Source organism: Streptomyces sp. NPDC059649 (assembly GCF_042734445.1).
Taxonomy (GTDB): domain Bacteria; phylum Actinomycetota; class Actinomycetes; order Streptomycetales; family Streptomycetaceae; genus Streptomyces.
This window is the reverse complement of sequence record NZ_JBHWDV010000035.1, coordinates 43,566-61,532: the sequence shown is the minus strand read 5'-3', so window position 1 is coordinate 61,532 and position 17,967 is coordinate 43,566. Positions and strand designations below refer to the sequence as shown.

Below are 17,967 nucleotides of genomic sequence, written 5' to 3'. Positions count from 1 at the left end.
TGGCCCACGGGGCGGCCGACGCGCCCGCCCGGGACGGGCTCCGCCGGGCCCTCCCAGGACACGGGCTCTCTCAGGACACCTCCAGCACGATCTTGCCGCGGGCCCGGCCCGCCATGCTCCGCCGCAGCGCCTCCGGCGCCTCGGACAGCGGGTAGACCGCATCGACCGCCACGGTCAGCTTCCCGGCGTCCGCGAGCGCGCCGAGGGCGGTCAGGTCGTCGCTGTTCGGGCGTACCCAGACCAGATGGCCGCCCTTCTCCTTGACCTCGCCGTCGGCGATGGACGCGACCCGGCCGCGGTCCTTGAGCAGCTCCTGCGAGACGTCCACCACGCCGCCGCCCACGAAGTCCAGGGCCACGTCGATACCGTCCGGCGCCAGTGCCCGCACCCGGTCGGCGAGCCCGTCGCCGTAGGTGACCGGCTCGGCGCCGAGGGACCGCAGGAAGTCGTGGTTGCGCTCGCTGGCCGTCCCGATGACGCGCAGCCCCTGGGCGACCAGGATCTGCACGCCGAGCGAGCCGACACCGCCCGCGGCGGCGTGCACCAGGGCCGTCTCGCCCGACGTGGCGCCGACCCTTTTCGCGGCCTGATAGGCCGTCAGGCCGGCGAGCGGCAGCCCGGCGGCCTGCTGCCAGCTGAGCGCGGCCGGCTTGCGCGCCAGGGTCCGCACCGGCGCGGCGACCAGCTCGGCGTAGGTGCCGTGCTGGACGTCGTCCTTGCGGACGTAGCCGATGACCTCGTCACCGATCTCGTACTCGGTGGCGTCCACGCCGACCGCCTCGACCACGCCCGCCACGTCCCAGCCGGGGATCAGCGGGAAGTGGACGTTCAGCATCGGGTCGAGATGGCCCGCGAGGATCTTCCAGTCGACCGGATTGACCCCGGCCGCACGGACCCGGATCAGGACCGAGTCCGGGGCCACCTTCGGGTCGGGGAGGTCGGAGTAGGTGAGGACGTCGGGGTCGCCGTAGCGCTGTGTGCTGATTGCCTTCATGACCGGCCACAACACGGGACGGTCCGGGATCATTCCAGCTCCGCACGGACGTTCACCGGATCGGGCGTACCGGCCCGGCGCACCCGTAGGGAGGCCGGCTACACCGGCCGCATCCGGTACTCGTAGCGGTCCGGGAGCGGATGTGCGGCCCGGGCCCTGGCACGTACCTCGTCGGTGACCGGTCCGCCGGCCGCGGTCAGCCGTTCGGCGATCGCGAACCAGGTGTCGCTGAGCGTCTCGTCGCCCTCCCGCAGATCGGCGATCTCGAAGCCGGCGTCGAAGACCTCCCGGGCCGCTTCGGGCCGGTCCTGGGCGAGCAGCACCCGGGCGGTCAGCAACCGGAAGCGTCCGTCGGCCAGGACGCGCTCCGGCAGCGCGGCCAGCAGCCGCCCGGCCTCCTCGGTACGGCCGGCGGTGAGCAGCGCCGGCACCGCCTCCCGGAGGAGGGCGGGCAGTGCGGCGCGCCAGGTACGGGCGGCCGGGCCGTCCGCGGCGGCCGCCGCGGCCACGGCGTCGCAGGCCTGTGCGTACCGGTCGGCGGCCCGCGCCGGTTCGCCCGCCGCGGACTCGGCGACGGCCAGGCAGTAGAGCGGCAGCACGCACGCGGCACGGGTCAGGTCGCCGGCACCCTGCCCGACCGCGCGTTCCCAGCTGCGGACCGCCTGGGCCCGGTCGCCGGCCTGCCACTGGGCGAGGCCGAGGTGGTGGTCGGTGGCCGGGCCGGGTGGGGCGGATTCCAGCAGGTCGCGCCAGGCCGGTGCGGTCGGTGCCGGGCCGGGCAGCGGTCCGCCGGGCGGCAGTTCCCCGGTCCTCAGCAGCGTCAGCCAGGGCTCCTGTTCGGGGCCGAGGGTGGCCGGGTCGAACGGCGTACCGGGCAGCGCGAAACCGGCCCGGACCACCTCCAGCGCACCCCAGCCCGACCCGGTGGCCAGCGATTCCTCGGGCTCCCGGTCGGCGTACGGCAGCCAGGCCGCGTACGCCGCGTCGACGTCCGCCCGTGGCAGGGCCGTCTCCAGCCCGGCGGCGACCGCCTCGCGCGCCGCCGACCAGTCCGCGCCGTGCACCACGGCGGGGTCGGCGGCCAGCGGCCCGTACGCCTCCAGCCAGCTGAACGCCCCGCCGGCGTCGAGGGGTACGTGCTCCAACTGGGTGCGGGCGAGCCCGGCCTGGATCTCGGCGTAGCCGCCGGTGCCCGGTTCGGTGAGCCACCGCTGCCAGCGCCGGCCGGCCCGGCCCGTGCCCCAAAGGAAGAGCTTGCGGCCGCGCAGCGCGTCGGTGGACGTCTGGACCAGGCCCCGGCCGGCCGCGTCGAGCGAGGTGATCCAGCGGCGGGCGCCGTCGGGCACCTCGTAGAAGTAGTCGGCGGGGAACTCGCTGCGCAGCGGGTAGGTGCGGTCGGCGCCGTCCGATTCCGGGACCGGGACCCGGCGCAGCAGCCGCTCGTAGCCGAAGTGCCAGGCCTCGTCGGCGGGCGCCAGGACGCGGGTGCCGTCCTCTTCGGGCACCGCGATGTTGGACCACCAGTAGACGGGCACGGTGTGGTGGTGCGGGTTGCGGATCCGTACGCCCACGTGGAGGAAGTCGGAGCCGTCCGGCAGCCACAGGTCCACCTGGAAGGGCAGATCGCGCAGCCGCTCCCATTCCCACAGCCGGAGCATCTCCCCGCCGTCCGGGGCCGGGACCCGGGCGGCGTGCAGCGGGGCGCAGGAGAGGGTGGTGTGGCCGGTGGCGCCGATGTTCCACTCGATGCCGCCGGAGAACCACGCCCCGTTGAGGGCGAACGCGGCGGGCTGCAACACCGGGTTGCGGTAGAGCAGTTCGCGGTCGGTGGGCTTGTGGCACAGGGAGTACACCCGGCCGCCGAGACCGGGGAGGACGGTGGCGCGCAGCCGGTCGTTCTCGATGACCAGGGCGTCGAGGTCGGTGCGGCGGCGGGCGCGCCCGTAACCGTCGCGCCGGGCGACCGGCAGGAGCGAGGTCAGCGGCCGGTGGCCGATCTGGCGCGCCATGTCGGCGGGCAGCCCGGCGTCCCGGGGAATCCGGACCTGAGGGAGGTCGTGGTCGCTTCGGAGGGCGGGGAAGGGGTTGTCCGGACCGAGGGGGGCGGCGGGAAGGGTCAGGGTGGTGCGTCGCACGCTCGTGGCCACGGCTGCCTCGCAAGGGGGGACCGGCCACCTCGGCTACGGCGGCCTCCGGTTGACCATGGAACCCCCTCATCGCCGGTCTGAACAGGGCTTCTTCCGTCCCGCGGGGTCAGGGTTACGCAAAGGGGGCCCCCGGAACGGTGGCGACGCCGCCGGCGGAACGGTGCGATGCCACCGCATCGAAGAATCGGAGGCGCGGCGGACACACCATGGACACCACGAAGCTCAACCGCAAGTCCCGGTGGCCGGGGGCGAGTCCGGGGCAGGCTCGGGCTCGGTGAGGCGCAGCCGGTTGCCGAAGGGGTCGGTGAGGGTGAGGGACCACCCGATCTCGTCGTGCTCCAGACCGGGTCGCAGATACGGGTAGTCCTTCGCGGCCAGCTCGGCGTGGAGCGCGCGCACCCCGGTCAGCTCCGTGTAGACCACCCCGCCGGGCGTCCCGTCGCCGTGGTGCTCGGAGAGGTGCAGCACGAGGTCGCCCCGCGAGACCTGTGTGTAGAGCGGCATTCCCGGCTCGAAGCGGTGCTCCCAGTCGACGGTGCAGCCGAGGTGACCGACGTAGAACTCATGGGCCTTGGCCACGTCGAAGATGCGGAGGACCGGCACCGCGCGGCCGAAGGTCACGTCGGTGGTGGGCGCCGGCCTCGCACCGTCCCCCGCCGGCTCCGTCCCGTCCGTGGCTGGCTCCGTGGCCGGTTCCGTGACCATCTCGCTGGTGATCGCCCAGCGTTCGTGGTCGCGCCAGGCGCCGTCGATGAAGAGGAAGTCCGGGGAGAACCCCTCCCGGCGGAAGCCGGCGCGCCGGACGAGCGCGAGCGAGGAGGCGTTGTCCGGCTGGATGTTGACCTCCAGCCGGTGCAGGCCCAGCGGGCCGAAGGCGTGGTGGAGCACGAGGCGCAGACCCTCGCTCATCAGGCCGCGGCCGGCGGCGTGCGCGAAGGCGCCGTAGCCGATCGCACCGCAGCGGAACGCGCCGTGCACGATGTTGTTGATCGTGAGGTAACCCGCGATCCGGCCGGTGGTGAGCTCGCAGAACAGGAAGCCCTCGCGCAGGGGTTCCTGCAGCCTGAGCAGATAGGCGTCGTAGGCGGCGGCGTCGGCCGGCGGGTAGAGCCACGGATGGTGCAGCCCGGCGCTGGCGCGCACCGCGGCGGTGAACTCGTCCCGGTCGGCGGCGGTGAAGGGCCGGATGCCCACCCGCGGCCCGCGTGCGAGGTAGCGGTCATTGATCGTCACCGGGAAATCGTACGGACGGCCGTGCGGTACGGGCCAGCGATTACGGGTGGGAATCGCCCCGGAACGGGCGGGGCCGCGCCATGGCCCGGCGGTCTCGGCATCCCTCGCAGGACGGTACGGGCCCCGCCGGCGCCGCCCACCCCCGTGTGGCCGCGCCGGCCGGTGCCCCCGCCGTCAACTCCGCGCGCGCACGCCCCCCGTGACGTGCGCGTGCGGACTCAGGTCCCTCCGTAAGCGACCGACCTTCACCGGTTCACCACCGATCGGCCCAGGTCCGCCGCGCGTCCGTCGTCGTACCAGGACGCCGGTGAGGGGTCGGTGGGCTCCGGTGGTTCGGTGGTCCCGCGGAGGTCGGCCGCCGCCGCGAGGGACCCGTAGCGCAGGTCCCAGTCGTGCGCGGTACGGGTGTCCGGTGGCACGAGGCGGTCCCCCTCTCGGAGGTAGGTCAGCAGCCTCTCGTGCGGAGAGGCCTGACGTTCACTCATGGATGCTCCCCATTCGGATGTGAAGGACGGGGCGGGATAGGTCCCACCCTGAAGCCGCGTTCGCGCACGGCCTCGGGGCGGGATCCAGCCCGGCGGGTGAGCCGGGGCGGTGGGCGGGCGGCGGCCGCCAGAGGCTGCGGCCGCCGGGAGCCCGGGGCCTACGCCGGTTCCAGGTCCTCGCCCTCCCGCCAGAGCTTCGCCTTCGTCTCGGCCGCGGCCAGCTGCCGGCTCACCGTCGCCGAGGAGATCTCCAGCAGCTCGGCGATCTCGGTGCCCTTCAGGCCCCAGACGTGGGTGAGCTCCCAGACCGCCGTCTGCCGTTCGTCGGCGATCGCCGCCTTCACCGACTCCAGCAGCTCCAGGTACTCGAGGCCGGCGGTCGGGTCCGGGCCGAACCGCCGTCCGCGCTCGGGCGGTTCGTCGTACGGCCGCTCGCCCGAGGAGCTCTTGCGCCAGTGGTCCCGGAGCTTGTTGCGGGCCACCACGGTCGCGAAGACGAGGACCGGCTTCTCGAACCTGGTGCCCTTGCGGAACTCCTGGAAGATGGCGATGCACACCTCCTGGGTGATGTCCTGGGCCAGGTGGTAGTCGTGGGTGATCCGCGTGACCGAGGCGATCAGCCGCGGCTCCACCGTACGCAGCGTCTCCATCAGCTCGGCCTCGCGTTCCTTGGACAGCCGGCGGGGTGACTCCGCGGAGTCGTTTCCGCCCCCTGAGAGCTGCCTCATGTGTCGTCCCTCTCCGCTGACCGGGTACCGCTCGGGGGTCCCGGGCTCCCTGGAAGGACGTGGTGGGGGCCGGAAGTTTTTCACCGGGCCGGGGTGAAAATTCCGGCCGCCCCGGCGGGACTTCACGGTATGGACACTCGCACCGCACTCGCCCTCGTGCTCGGCGGCCTCGCCGTCTACCTCGCCTACATCGACCCGGTGCTCGGCGCCGCCCTCGGCATCGGCGTCGTCGTGGTCACCTTCCTGCTGACGTACCTGGAGAAGTAGCCCGGCCGGTCAGGTCCGCACCGCCGCCTCCCGCTCGGCCGCGGTCGGTGCCGCGAGGGCCAGGCGGCGGTGGATGCGGCGGAGCATCGTGCGGGCCATGAAGGGGTGGACGCGGCGGACCACGGCCCAGTAGAGCCGGCCGGTGGTGTTGTGGAGGCGGACGACCGTGCCGAGGGTGACGGTGCCGTCCGCGACGAGGAGCGAGGCGCGGAAGTCGAGGTGCCGGGCGTCCTCGCCGAGCAGCAGCTCCTGGTCCGTCCGGCCGACGACCGGGAAGGCGGCCCCGCGCAGTACGCCCTGCCACGCCTCCGGGGCGTCCGGCAGGCCGGGCAGCAGGTCCATCTGCCAGGCGTCCTCGAAGTCGGTGTGCGGGAAGGCCCGTTGGGCGAGCCGGGCGGCGGCGGGCAGTGCGACGGCCCGCGCGCGGTCCCATGCCAGACCGTGGAGCAGCCGGATCCACGGGGAGCGGCGGGGCGCTGGTATCTGCCGGCCGGCGGCGGCCCGTTCGATGTTGTCGAAGAGCTCCTTGACGACGGTGCGGTGCATCGCGCGAATCGCGAGGAACCACAACCCCCGCCGGACGGGCGGCAGTTGGGCCTCCAGGAGGTGTTGTACGCGGCAGCGGTCGGGGCCTTCGGGGCGGACGGTGACCTCGTGCCGGCCGGTGCCGTCGGTGAAGTCGAAGCGGATGCGGCGGCCGGGCTCGTACGCGCCGACCCGGTAGCGGACGAATCCGTGGCCGCCGTCCGCGCCGACGCCCAGCGGGCGGTCGAAGCGCATGGGCGGCCAGGCCGGTGCCGGGAAGAGCGGGTCGTGGTCGCTGCCGAGCCGGTCGAGCAGGGCGCCGACGGTCTCGGCGGGGGCCTGGACGGTGCGGCTGTGGACGTCGCGGACGGTACGCACGGAGTACCTCCATACGGTGGCGTATGTTTTTCCGTACGGTACCGTATGGACATGCCACGACAGCAGCGGACGAAGGAATCCGGCGGCGTCCCCCGGCAGCGGCTGACCGCGCAGGACTGGGCCGATGCGGCTCTCGCGGCCATCGGCGAGGGCGGTCTCGCGGCGGTGGCCGTGGAGCCGCTGGCCGCCCGGCTCGGCACGACCAAGGGCAGCTTCTACTGGCACTTCACCAACCGGGACGCACTGATCGAGGCCGCCCTGGAACGCTGGGAGCAGCTCGGCACGGAGGCCGTGATCACCGAGGTCGAGGCCGAGCCGGACCCCGGCAAGCGGCTGCGCCGGCTGCTGCTGCACGCCACGCACCGGGCCGCCGAGGACCCCCTGGAGGTCTCCCTGCTCGCGACCGCCGCGCAGCCCCGGGTGGCGGCCGCACTGGCCCGGGTCACCGAACGGCGGATCGGCTACGTCGCCGCGCTCTTCGCGGAGCTGGGCTTCCCCGAGGAGGAGGCGCACCGGCGCGGACTGCTGGCGTACACCGCCTACCTCGGCCACACCCAGCTGGCGCACGCGGTCCCGCGGAGCCTGCCGGACGGGGCCGCGCGCGAGCGCTATCTGGACGGCGTGATCGACATGCTCGTGCGTCCGCTGTGACGACGGACGAGAGGAGGTGCCTGCGACCGAATTCGACCGAACTTGAACCAAGTTGGCCGAACTATGCGTAGACGTGCCATGTGCCCGCGGCATGAGGTGGGGATCAGCGCGGCGAATACGGCGCGCTTGTGCGTTGACATCTCACACACGAGTGGTTCGGGTCCGCTCGAACCCCGCTCGTCACGGGAGGCGTTTCGTGTCCGAAGCCATTTCCTACTTCCAGGACCGCACCTGTCCGTACCATCCACCCAGCGCCTACCGACCGCTCCGGGAGGCCGGCCCGCTGACGCAGGTGACCTTCTACGACGGCCGCAAGGTATGGGCGGTGACCGGCCACGCCGAGGCACGGGCACTGCTGAGCGACCCGCGGCTGTCGTCCGACCGGCAGAACCCGGCCTTCCCGATCCCCGTCGAGCGCTTCGCGGCGATCCGCCGGAGCCGCGCCCCGCTGATCGGGGTGGACGACCCGGAGCACAACACCCAGCGCCGGATGCTGATCCCCAGCTTCAGCGTCAAGCGGACCGCCGCGCTGCGGCCGGAGATCCAACGGATCGTCGACGAACTGATCGACCGGATACTGGCACAGGGCCCGCCCGCCGAGCTGGTCTCCGCGTTCGCGCTGCCGGTCCCCTCGATGGTGATCTGCTCGCTGCTCGGCGTCCCCTACACCGACCACGAGTTCTTCGAGGAGCAGTCCCGCCGCCTCCTGCGCGGCCGCTCGTCCGCGGAGTCGGAGGACGCCCGGACCGAGCTGGAGGAGTACTTCACCGGGCTGATCGCCGACAAGGAGAAGCACCCGGGCGACGGACTGCTCGACGAGCTGATCGAGGACCGGCTGCGGACCGGCGACCTGGAGCACGACGAGCTGGTGGGGCTCGCCATGATCCTGCTGGTGGCCGGCCACGAGACCACCGCCAACATGATCTCGCTCGGCGTCTTCACCCTGCTCGAACACCCGGAACAGCTCGCGCGGTTGAAGGCCGAGGAGGGCCTGATGCCGGCCGCGGTGGAGGAGCTGCTGCGGTTCCTGTCCATCGCCGACGGCATGCTGCGGGTGGCGAAGGGGGACATCGAGGTCGGCGGTCGGCTGATCCGCACCGACGACGGTGTGCTGTTCCCGACGTCCCTGATCAACCGGGACGAGGAGACCTACCCCTCGCCCGACCGGCTGGACTTCGGGCGGTCCGCCCGGCACCACGTCGCGTTCGGCTTCGGCATCCACCAGTGCCTGGGCCAGAACCTCGCCCGGGCGGAGCTGGAGATCGCGCTCCGTTCGCTGTTCACCCGGATCCCGGATCTGCGACTCGCCGTACCGGCTGCCGAGATTCCGTTCAAACCGGGAGACACTCTCCAAGGCATGATCGAACTGCCGCTGGCCTGGTAGCGGCCATGACGGCGGACGAACGAAAGGGGTCCGGCATGCGGATCACCATCGACTCAGACGTCTGTATCGGCGCCGGCCAGTGCGCCCTGACCGCCCCCGCGGTGTTCGACCAGGACGACGAGGGCTTCGGCCTGGTGCGCTCCGGCCTCGAGGACGGCGCCGGCGACCCGCTGGTGCGGGAGGCCGCCCGGGCCTGCCCCGTACAGGCCATCACGATCACGGACGACTGAACCGACACCCTCGCGGAGGGTGCGGCTGACGCGCGCGGCGACCGGACGGCCTCCGGCACCCGCGGCGCGCCCGCACCGTACCGCCCGATTCTTGCTTCCGACGGCATCCACCTCATCCGCTACCGCAACTCCCCTTGGGTGACCGGCAGTTCGAGGACCCCGGTGTCCTCGGGCGCGCTGCTGACCGTCACCGGCTTCACCCCGCGATTGCCCGCATAGGCGGAGTCGCTCGCGGCGAGGGTGAAGCGCAGTCGGTGCCCCGGCTCGTAACGGTGCACGATGCCCGGCAGTTCCACGGTGAACCGCCGGGTCGCATCGGGCACCCGGGCCGGGGCCACCAACCGGTGCACCAACGTCTTCCTGCCGTCCGGCGCCACGTCGTAGAGCTTCGCGAAGAGCACGAGCCTGTCGGCCGCGTCCGCGGAGTTCTGCACCTGCTCGGTCCGGGGCGAGCTCACCTTCAGGGTCACCCGGGGCGCGCCCACCACGTCCACCGGACGGCCCGCGACCGGTGCGGACGTCCAGTCCAGATGCGTGCCGCGGGCGTCGAACGGCGCCGGGTCGGGCAGCCCGAGCATCCCCGCCAGCGAACTCTCCGAATGACTGGTGGCGCTCCGCAGATTGCGGTACGCGCGGCTGCCGCGCACCACCTCGGACCGGTGGTCGACGAGCGTGCCGTCACCGGACAGATACAGCCGCCGGCTGCCGCCCGCCGGGTAGGTGGCGGCGGTGGCGTAGGTGTTCCGGCCGGTCATCCAGTCCCGGTAGTACGCGAAGGCCGGCCCGGTGCCGGTCCGCGTGCGCTGGCGGAGATAGCGGTCGAACCAGGCGAGGATCCGGCGCCCGACGTAGCTGGTGCCCAAGTTGCCCTTGGCCAGGCTGAGTTCGCCCGCGGGCGGGTTCTTGATGCCGTCGCTGTGGCCCCAGTACTGCCAGATCATCTTCGCCGGGGTGCCCTGGGCGGTGAGCGCCCGGTAGGTGGCGGCGGCCTCGTTGAGGTTGAACAGGGTGTCGGCCTGGCCCTGGATCAGCAGCGTGGGTGCCGTGACGGACGTCAGGTACGACACCGGGGAGACGCTGCGCGCATAGCGGAGCATGGCCTCGGTGCGGGCGGCCGGGTACTTCCCGGAGTCCAGCAGCCGCTTGGTCCGGCAGGCCCGCGCGACGAAGTGCAGACAGCCCGCGCCGCCGGTCCGGGACGGGTCGATGTTCGGGTGCAGCAGTCCCTGCGCCTCACCGATCAGGAAGAACCCGTTGGTCCACTGCCACTTGTAGGCGCCGGGCACCGGTCCGCCGACGCCCTGTGTGCGGTCGGCGTTGTTGGGGTCGAGGGAGTAGGACAGGTCGTGCCAGGTGATCAGCGGGACCAGGGCGTCCACGCGGTGGTCGACCGCGGCCGTCGCCAGCTGGATCGCGCCGCCGTACGACCCGCCGATCATGCCGACCCGGGGATCGCCCCGGCCGTCCTTGGCGACGTAGTCGAGGCGGGTGCCGTTGTCGGCGGTCCGCGATCCGGCCAGCAGGTCGACGAGTTGGCTCGCCGCCCGGCCGTCGATCCGGGGGTCGTCCAGCGAGATCGGGCAGCCGGTCCGGCCGAAGCCGAGGCCGGAATAGGCCAGCGCCACATAGCCGCGGGCGGCGAACGCCTTGGCGAGGGCGTCGGTGGAACCGTCCGCCTTGCTGCCGCCGAAGCCGTTGGTGGTCAGCACGGCGGGCGCCGGGTGGGCGGCGGTCACGCCGGACGGGCGGTAGACGTCGGTGTCGAGGGTGCAGCTGCGGTCACCGGCCCGGACGGTGACCTTCAGCGCGGTGACGGTGTACGGACCGGCCGCCGCGGCGGGGCCGGTCAGGGCGAGGGGCGCGGCGAGGGCGGTGCCGGCCAGCAGGGCGAGGGACGTGCGGAGCAGCGGGCGGGAGACGACTCGGGACTCGCTGGGCACCAGGACCTCCCACGGGGACGCGACGTACCAACCAGTCGGTAATGGCGCGTTCATGGTGTGCGGCGAGTAATGGCCTGTCAACGCTTCTGACAGGGTTGTCCGGTAGGGACGTCAGTTCACCACCGTCCGCCGCACGCCGCCGAGTTGGGCGTACGACGGACGTCGGCGCCGGTCAGTCGCGGAGCTCCAGCGGCGGGACGTCGCCGCGCGCGAACCCGAAGGTCCGGGCGTAGAGGGCGAGTTCGGCCTCCAGGGCGCGCACCAGGGTCTCCGCGCGGCGGAAGCCGTGGCCCTCGCCGGGGAAGGCCAGGTAGGCGTGCGGTACGCCGCGGCCGGCCACCGCGGCGAGGAAGCGCTCACACTGCGCCGGCGGGCAGATCACGTCGTCCAGCCCCTGGAGCAGCAGGAACGGCGCGCTGATCCGGTCCGCGCGGTGCAGCGGGGAGCGCTCGTGGTAGCGCTCGGGGACCTCGGCGAGCGGGCCCACCAGCGACTCCAGGTACCGGGACTCGAAGTCATGGGTCCCGCCGTCGGCCCAGCCGGTCAGGTCCAGGACGGGATAGCTGATGCTGCCGCAGGCGTAGAGGTCGGTGGAGGTCAGCGAGGCGGCGGTGGTCCAGCCGCCGGCACTGCCGCCGCGGATGGCGAGCCGGGCGGGATCGGCGGTGCCCTCCTCGGCCAGCGCCCGGGCGACCGCCGCGCAGTCCTCGACGTCCACCACGCCCCACCGGCCGCGCAGCCGCTCGCGGTAGGCGCGGCCGTAGCCGGTCGAGCCGCCGTAGTTGACCTGGGCGACGCCGATTCCCCGTGAGGTGAAGTAGGCGATCTCCAGGTCGAGCACCATCGGCGCGCGACTGGTTGGGCCGCCGTGCGCCCAGATCACGTACGGCGGCAACTCGCCCTCGGGGGCGGTGTGTTCCGGGTGGTGCGGCGGGTGGATGTGGGCGTGCACGTCCCGTCCGTCGGGGCCGGTGAAGGTGCGGTGCCGCGGCCGCGGGTAGCAGGCGGGGTCCACCACGTCGGTGTGCCGGCAGGCGATGGCCCGGGCGCGTCCGGTGCAGGTGTCCAGCTCCACGACCTCGTACGAGCGGTCCGGGCCGGCCGCGATGCCGACGACCCGGCTGCCGTGCGCGGCGAGCGTGGGCGCCCACTCCGTCCAGGGGCCGGCGGCGTCGACGAGGTCGCCGCCGACCGGGTCGAGGATGCCCAGCGTCATGCCGCCGCGGCCGTGCAGCACCGCGAGGGTGCCGTTCTCCAGCGGCAGGAACCAGCGCTCGCCGACGTTCCAGAGCGGGCCGCCGAACTCCTCCTCCCGGCCGGGGCACAGGCGGCGGCGCGCCACCTCCGCGCCGTCCTCGCCGCCGCCGGGCTCGATGCGCGTCAGCTCCCACCAGCCGCCGCTGTCCGAGACGCACAGCAGCGAACCGTCGGCGTCCCATTCGACCTGCGCCACCGACTCGCCGGTCGCGCCGCCGCCCGGTGCGGTCGGACCGAGGTCGCCGGCCAGCGGGCGGATGCCGGTGAACTCGCCCTTGCCGGTGACCTCGGCGAGCATCACCAGCGTGCCGTCCCAGGGCATCTGGGGGTGGTCCCAGGCGAGCCAGGCCGCCCTGCTGCCGTCCGGCGAGATCCGCGGGCCGGTCACGAACCGGTGCCGGTCGTCGCTCAACTCCCGTACGGATTCCCGCTGTCCGGCCGCCGAGCCGTCGAGCGGAACGGCCGCGATCAGCCGTCGCACGTCCGTCGGCCGCTCGCCGGTGAACTCCTCCAGGACGCACCACACCTCGCCCAGCTCCGGGCGCAGCACCGGGTCCACCCAGCGCAGGCCCTCGCCGACACCGGAGAGCGGGGTGAGCGGGCGGGGCTCCCGGCCGCTGTCCGGTTCGTAGGCGTACAGCCGCTGGTCGGCGAAGTGGCAGAAGACGATCAGCGGTCCGCGCTCGGTGACCGTACCGGCCCAGGGCAGGCCGCCGTACTCCAGCACCCGGCTGCGGACGTTCCACGGCGCGGGCAGCACCGACTCCTCGGTGCCGTCCGGCCGCCGGCGCACCAGCGCGCGGCGGCCGCCCTCGGCGGGGCGCGGTGCGGTCCACCACACCTCGTCGCCGACCATGCCGACGAAGGCCGGCCGGCCGTCGTGCGCGGCAACCGTCCGGGCGTCCACCGGGGACGTCCAGGTGCCGTAAGGGGCCGTGGTCACCATGGTGCGGATCCTCTCCTCCACCGGTCGGGCGGGGCGCGGGCCGGTCAGGCCGCGCGCAGGAAGTGGTCGAGGACCCGGACACCGAAGTGCAGTCCCCCGACCGGAACGCGCTCGTCCACGCCGTGGAAGAGCGCCTGGTAGTCGAAGCCCTCGGGGAGCTTCAGCGGCGAGAAACCGTAACCGGTGATGCCCAGCCGGGAGAACTGCTTGGCGTCCGTGCCACCGGACATGCAGTACGGGACGACCCGGCCGTCCGGGTCGAAGCGCTCGATGGCGGCCCGCATCGCGGTGTACGTCGGCGCGTCCACCGGGGCCTGCAGGGCGACCTCGCGGTGGTGGTACTCCCAGTCCACCTCGGGGCCGGTCAGCTCGTCCATGGTGGTGCGGAATTCCGCCTCGCCACCGGGGACGACCCGGCCGTCGATATGGGCCACGGCGGAGCCGGGGATCACATTGACCTTGTAACCGGCGGACAGCATGGTGGGGTTGGCGCTGTTGCGGACGGTCGGTTCGACGAGCTTGGCGGACGGGCCGAGCTTGCCGAGGAGCGCGTCGACATCGCAGTCCGGCGCGTCGACGTCGATGTCCAGGCCGTGCAGGGCGACCAGTTCGCGCAGTGCGGCCCGTACGGTCGGGGTGAGCCGGACCGGCCATTCGTGCTCGCCGATCCGGGCCACCGCGGCGGCCAGCCGGCTGACCGCGTTGTCGTGGTTGACCTTCGAGCCGTGCCCGGCCCGGCCCCGGGCGGTCAGCCTGAGCCAGGCGGTGCCCCGCTCCCCCGCCGCGATGGGGTACAGCTGCATCCCGCCGCCCGCGTGGAAGGTGAACGCCCCGGATTCGCTGATGCCTTCGGTGCAGCCGGCGAACAGCCCGGCGTGCCGGTCGGCGAGGAAGCCCGAGCCGTCCTCGGCGCTGGCCTCCTCGTCGGCGGTGAAGGCCAGCACGATGTCGCGGCGCGGCCGGACGCCGGTGCGCGCCCAGTGCCGAACGGCGGCGAGCACCATCGCGTCCATGTTCTTCATGTCGATGGCGCCGCGGCCCCAGACCACGTCGTCGATGACCTCGCCGGAGAACGGGTGCACGGTCCAGTCGGCGGGTTCGGCGGGGACCACGTCGAGATGGCCGTGGACCAGCAGCGCGTCGGCCGCGGGGTCGGTGCCCTCGATGCGGGCGACGACGTTGGTGCGGCCCCGGGTGCGCTCCAGCATTGTGGGTTCGATGCCGGCGTCGGCCAGTTGCTCGGCGACGTATTCGGCGGCGGGGCGCTCCCGGCACGTGCCGTCGCCGGCGTTGGAGGTGTCGATGCGGATCAGGTCGGAGGTGAACCGCACCACCTCGTCCAGCGCCTGCCGGTCCACCCCGGCGCGGTGGCCCGCGGCGCCCTCTTGTGCGACTTTCTCAGCCATATTCTTCCTCCACGGCGGACGACACGACGGTGGTGACCGCCTTGAAGCACCGGATGGCTTCGTACATGTTCTGACTGGTATAGGCGACCCGGCGCTCCGCGCTGCGCTCCACGCCGGGCACACAGGTCGCGGCACCCACCAGATGCTCCGCGTCGAACTCCAACTCGACGTGGAACGGCCCCCGGCAGGCGGGTTCATGACGGACCGCCAGCGGCACGGCCTTGGCGGCCGCGGCCCGGATGTCGGCGGCCGTACGGGCCGGTGGCCGGCAGACCGCGGCATAGCGCGAGACGTAGTCCTTGACGGCCACGGCGGGCGCCTGCGGGGCGTATCCCCGGGCGTCCTGGCAGGTCCGGTCGTCGCCGGTGACCAGGACGACGGGCACGCCGTACTCGGCGACGACGAGGGAGTTGAGGTAGCCCTCGCTGGCGCGGGTGCCGTCGACCCAGACGCCGGTGAGGGTGTTGGCGAGGTAGGTGTGGGCGAGGACGCCCTCGGTGCCCGCGCCGGTGTGGTAGCCGACGAAGGCGATGCCGTCGACGTCGCCGTGCTGCACGCCCTCGACCATGCTGAGCGACTTGTGCCGGCCGGTGAGCATCTGGGCCCGTTCGTCCAGCTTCTCCAGCAGGAGGTTGCGCATCGACCAGTGGGCCTCGTTGACGAGCACCTCGTCGGCGCCGCCGTCGAAGAATCCGGCGATCGCCGCGTTGACGTCGGAGGTGAACAGGTGGCGGCAGCGTTCCCACTGCGGCTTGCCCGGCAGCACATCGGCCGGCCAGGTCACACCGGTGGCGCCCTCCATGTCGGCGGAGATCAGGATCTTCACGGTCACCAGTCCTATCGCAGGCAGCGGGCGGTATGCAGGATTTTGGACATCACTCGTTCACAACGGTTTCGAGGCCTCGAACGCGCCCGGTGGCGCATGACGCCTCGTCCGGCACCCTCCTGGACCGCCGAGTTGGCCGCAACACCCTCTTGCTGCGGGAGAAAGCGCGAGTGACGCGGGGACGCTCGTGTGGCACCGTATTCCACACAGTTTCTGTCGCAAAGCGGAAGGGCATCCGCCAGAATTCCGATGGAGTTCCGACGGACTTCTGTCAGCCGCCGACACCCCCTGCCCGGTGGGATAGAACGTCCCGAACCGGCCTCCCACATGAGGAGACAGAGGCAGAATCATGAGCACAGCACCCAATACCACCCCGTTAGCGCAGCTCGGCGACCCGCAGGCCTACGAGGGCGACGAGCAGCTGGCCACCCTCGCCGAACTGGCCATCCGATCCCTTTGCGAGCGCAATCCAGGCTTCGAGGAATTCCTGGAGCGGAACGACCGGGCGCAGGTCACCCGGCTGATCGCGGACGTCCTGCGGGCCGCCCGGCCGCTGCCGGCCACCGTGCGGGCGGTCCGGCTGGCGACCGGCACCGACCTGCACCTCGTCGCCGCGGCGCTCGGCGACTGTCTGGTCAGCCTTCCGGACGAGGAGCCGGGCCTGCTCATCCCCGGCGCGCTCGCCGAGGGCGAGGAGGGACGGGCCCGGCTGAAGGGCGTCCTGCGCCACCGCGCCGCCGCGGTCGGCCATGCGGTGCCGCCGCAGGACGCCGCCGCCTCGGTGCGCGCCGCCTCCCGCCTGCTGGAGCTGGCCGCCCGGTGCGACGGCCCCGCCGCGGGCGTGGCGTTCGTCGACGACCACCTCTCCAGCCTGCTGCTCCTCCAGGACGAATCGCTCACCCGCACCCTCATCGCCCGCCGGCTCAGGCCGCTCGTGGGCCTGTCACCGGAGCGGTGCGCGCGCCTGGAGGCGACGCTGCTGGCCTGGCTGGGCGGGATGGGCGCGCCGGAGGTGGCCAAGGCCCTCAGCATCCATCCGCAGACCGTGCGGTACCGGATGCGCCAGCTGGAGAAGCTCTTCGGCGCCCGGCTGCGCGACCCGCGGGCCCGCTTCGAGATCGAGCTGGCCCTGCGCGGCCGCCGGCTGATGGCGGGCACCCACCGGCGGCGGGCCGCCGCGTCCCGCCGCCCACACCCCAGCCGGCTCCGGCGACCGGTACCGCGGCCCTAGGGGGGCTCCGTAGGAGCACTCCTGTAGGGGCACTCCCGCAGGGGCACCCCCGTAGGGGCATTCCGTAAGGGCATTCCGTAGGGGCACTCCGCTGAGGCTTCTTCCTGCTGGGCGCAGTGCCTGGACGCCCCGCTCGTCGCACGCCTCCCCTCGTCCAGTCCGCCCCGTCCGTCCCTATTTGGCGAATCTCACACCCGAGTCACGCTCTTCACATTTGGACATATCACCCCAAACCGTCGGGGTGCCCTCTGACCTGCCCCGTATCGTCACCGTGACCCATGAAGGGCACGCAGGCCGCCGCGCGCGGCCGCGCCGGCCCGACGCCCCCCGGTCACCCGAGACCGACCGCCACCGGCGGGGCCCCGATACAGCGGGACAGGAACCACCCCATGCACGGATCACGCCCCCACGCACGACGCCTCGCCACCGGCACGCGCCGCGGGCTGGCCGCGCTCGTGGCCGCCGGATCACTGCTCACGGTGCTCACCTCGGCGACCCCGGCCGCGGCCGGCACCGCCAGCACCCCGGTGGCCGGCGCCAAGGTCGTCTGCACCTCCAAGAAGCCGGGCCTGGCCCCGGCCCTCTCCCACGACATCGCCGCCGCCCTGCACGGCCGGCAGAGCGCCTCGGCGCTGGCCGTCTACGACCGCCGCACCGGCACCCGCTGCACCTTGAAGGCCGGCACCCACTTCGACTCGGCGAGTGTGGTGAAGGTCACCGTCCTCGGGGCTCTGCTCCGGCAGGCCGAGGAGGCACACCGGAAGCTGACCCCGCACGAGGTCAAGCTGACCACCGCCATGATCACCAAGTCGGACAACAAGGCGACCAACGCCCTGTGGCGCCAGATCGGCCCGGCCGGCGTCCAGCGCTTCCTGGACCTGGCCGGGATGCGGGACACCGTGCCGGGCCATGGCGCGACCTGGGGCCTCACCCAGGTCACCGCCGCCGACCAGCTCACCCTGATGCAGCTGCTCACCACGGACGGGGCGGTGCTCGGCCCGGCCTCCCGCGGCTACGCACTCGACCTGATGCACCGGGTCGCACCCGACCAGCGCTGGGGCGTACCGGCCGGCGCCCCGGCCACCGCGACCGTCCACGTCAAGAACGGCTGGCTGCCGCGGGACACCGGCGGCTGGCGGATCAACAGCGTCGGCACGTTCACCGGCCACGGCCACGACTACGGCATGGCCGTCCTCTCCACCGGCAACGCGACCATGGACTACGGAGTCCACACGGTCGAGGGCGCCGCCCGCGTCATCCACCGCGACCTGCAGCGCTGAGCCGCCACCGGCGCGTACTACGGCGTCTGCCCATGCGTCTGCCCATGCGTCCACCCCTG

The 17,967-nt window shown here is 73.1% G+C and carries 16 protein-coding genes and 1 pseudogene; 6 read left to right on the top strand and 11 right to left on the bottom strand.

Going from position 1 to position 17,967, the window contains the following annotated elements:
• Positions 1 to 70: 70 nt before the first annotated feature.
• From ACFV1J_RS28880 to ACFV1J_RS28855, 6 genes and pseudogenes are all read right to left on the bottom strand, one after another.
• Positions 71 to 994, bottom strand: coding sequence for an NADP-dependent oxidoreductase (locus ACFV1J_RS28880; RefSeq protein WP_385862877.1), 924 nt, complete (start codon positions 992 to 994; stop codon positions 71 to 73).
• A 98-nt stretch (positions 995 to 1,092) separates the two neighbouring features.
• On the bottom strand, positions 1,093 to 3,141 hold the full coding sequence (locus ACFV1J_RS28875) for a DUF5107 domain-containing protein (RefSeq protein WP_385862875.1): 2,049 nt from the start codon (positions 3,139 to 3,141) through the stop codon (positions 1,093 to 1,095).
• A gap of 222 nt (positions 3,142 to 3,363) precedes the next feature.
• Complete coding sequence (locus ACFV1J_RS28870) at positions 3,364 to 3,846, bottom strand: glyoxalase superfamily protein (protein WP_385862931.1); 483 nt, start codon at positions 3,844 to 3,846, stop codon at positions 3,364 to 3,366.
• A pseudogene (locus ACFV1J_RS28865) lies at positions 3,844 to 4,374 on the bottom strand (GNAT family N-acetyltransferase); the annotation flags it as partial. The gene ACFV1J_RS28870 and the pseudogene ACFV1J_RS28865, both read right to left, overlap by 3 nt.
• Positions 4,375 to 4,619: 245 nt before the next feature.
• Positions 4,620 to 4,859, bottom strand: a complete 240-nt coding sequence (locus ACFV1J_RS28860) for a hypothetical protein (protein ID WP_385862874.1) — start codon at positions 4,857 to 4,859, stop codon at positions 4,620 to 4,622.
• Positions 4,860 to 5,017: 158 nt separating this feature from the next.
• Positions 5,018 to 5,587, bottom strand: coding sequence for an RNA polymerase sigma factor (locus ACFV1J_RS28855; RefSeq protein ID WP_385862872.1), 570 nt, complete (start codon positions 5,585 to 5,587; stop codon positions 5,018 to 5,020).
• Positions 5,588 to 5,716: 129 nt separating this feature from the next.
• On the opposite strand from ACFV1J_RS28855, the gene ACFV1J_RS28850 reads away from it, so the two are divergent.
• A complete protein-coding gene (locus tag ACFV1J_RS28850) occupies positions 5,717 to 5,854 on the top strand; it encodes a hypothetical protein (RefSeq protein ID WP_385862870.1) in 138 nt (45 codons plus the stop codon).
• Positions 5,855 to 5,863: 9 nt separating this feature from the next.
• Here ACFV1J_RS28850 and ACFV1J_RS28845 read toward each other — a convergent pair whose 3' ends face one another.
• A complete protein-coding gene (locus ACFV1J_RS28845) occupies positions 5,864 to 6,757 on the bottom strand; it encodes a DUF2867 domain-containing protein (protein ID WP_385862868.1) in 894 nt (297 codons plus the stop codon).
• A 51-nt stretch (positions 6,758 to 6,808) separates the two neighbouring features.
• On the opposite strand from ACFV1J_RS28845, the gene ACFV1J_RS28840 reads away from it, so the two are divergent.
• The 3 genes from ACFV1J_RS28840 to ACFV1J_RS28830 all read left to right on the top strand — a co-directional run bounded on the left by ACFV1J_RS28840 (position 6,809) and on the right by ACFV1J_RS28830 (position 9,022).
• Positions 6,809 to 7,408 carry a TetR/AcrR family transcriptional regulator gene (locus tag ACFV1J_RS28840; RefSeq protein WP_385862867.1) on the top strand — a complete coding sequence of 200 codons (600 nt, stop codon included), beginning with the start codon at positions 6,809 to 6,811 and terminating at the stop codon, positions 7,406 to 7,408.
• Positions 7,409 to 7,604: 196 nt separating this feature from the next.
• A complete protein-coding gene (locus ACFV1J_RS28835; RefSeq protein WP_385862865.1) occupies positions 7,605 to 8,792 on the top strand; it encodes a cytochrome P450 in 1,188 nt (395 codons plus the stop codon).
• 35 nt (positions 8,793 to 8,827) lie between these two features.
• Entirely contained in the window at positions 8,828 to 9,022 is a 195-nt protein-coding gene (locus tag ACFV1J_RS28830; RefSeq protein ID WP_385862863.1) for a ferredoxin, read from the top strand.
• 119 nt (positions 9,023 to 9,141) lie between these two features.
• Here the strand turns inward: ACFV1J_RS28830 and ACFV1J_RS28825 are convergent, their stop codons facing one another.
• The 4 genes from ACFV1J_RS28825 to ACFV1J_RS28810 form a co-directional block, all read right to left on the bottom strand.
• On the bottom strand, positions 9,142 to 11,016 hold the full coding sequence (locus ACFV1J_RS28825) for a CocE/NonD family hydrolase (RefSeq protein WP_385862861.1): 1,875 nt from the start codon (positions 11,014 to 11,016) through the stop codon (positions 9,142 to 9,144).
• Between the two features lie 118 nt (positions 11,017 to 11,134).
• On the bottom strand, positions 11,135 to 13,165 hold the full coding sequence (locus ACFV1J_RS28820; protein WP_385862859.1) for a S9 family peptidase: 2,031 nt from the start codon (positions 13,163 to 13,165) through the stop codon (positions 11,135 to 11,137).
• 44 nt (positions 13,166 to 13,209) lie between these two features.
• Positions 13,210 to 14,571 (bottom strand): M20/M25/M40 family metallo-hydrolase, encoded by a 1,362-nt coding sequence (locus tag ACFV1J_RS28815; RefSeq protein WP_385862858.1) that lies wholly within the window; start codon positions 14,569 to 14,571, stop codon positions 13,210 to 13,212.
• Positions 14,564 to 15,397 carry a M55 family metallopeptidase gene (locus ACFV1J_RS28810; RefSeq protein WP_385862928.1) on the bottom strand — a complete coding sequence of 278 codons (834 nt, stop codon included), beginning with the start codon at positions 15,395 to 15,397 and terminating at the stop codon, positions 14,564 to 14,566. Before ACFV1J_RS28810 ends, ACFV1J_RS28815 begins: the two co-directional genes overlap by 8 nt.
• A gap of 349 nt (positions 15,398 to 15,746) precedes the next feature.
• Here ACFV1J_RS28810 and ACFV1J_RS28805 point away from each other — a divergent pair, with 349 nt between their 5' ends.
• Positions 15,747 to 16,628 (top strand): helix-turn-helix domain-containing protein, encoded by an 882-nt coding sequence (locus tag ACFV1J_RS28805; RefSeq protein ID WP_385862855.1) that lies wholly within the window; start codon positions 15,747 to 15,749, stop codon positions 16,626 to 16,628.
• A 389-nt stretch (positions 16,629 to 17,017) separates the two neighbouring features.
• Positions 17,018 to 17,908: a serine hydrolase gene (locus ACFV1J_RS28800; RefSeq protein WP_385862853.1), complete on the top strand. Its 891-nt coding sequence runs from the start codon at positions 17,018 to 17,020 to the stop codon at positions 17,906 to 17,908.
• Positions 17,909 to 17,967: the final 59 nt, after the last annotated feature.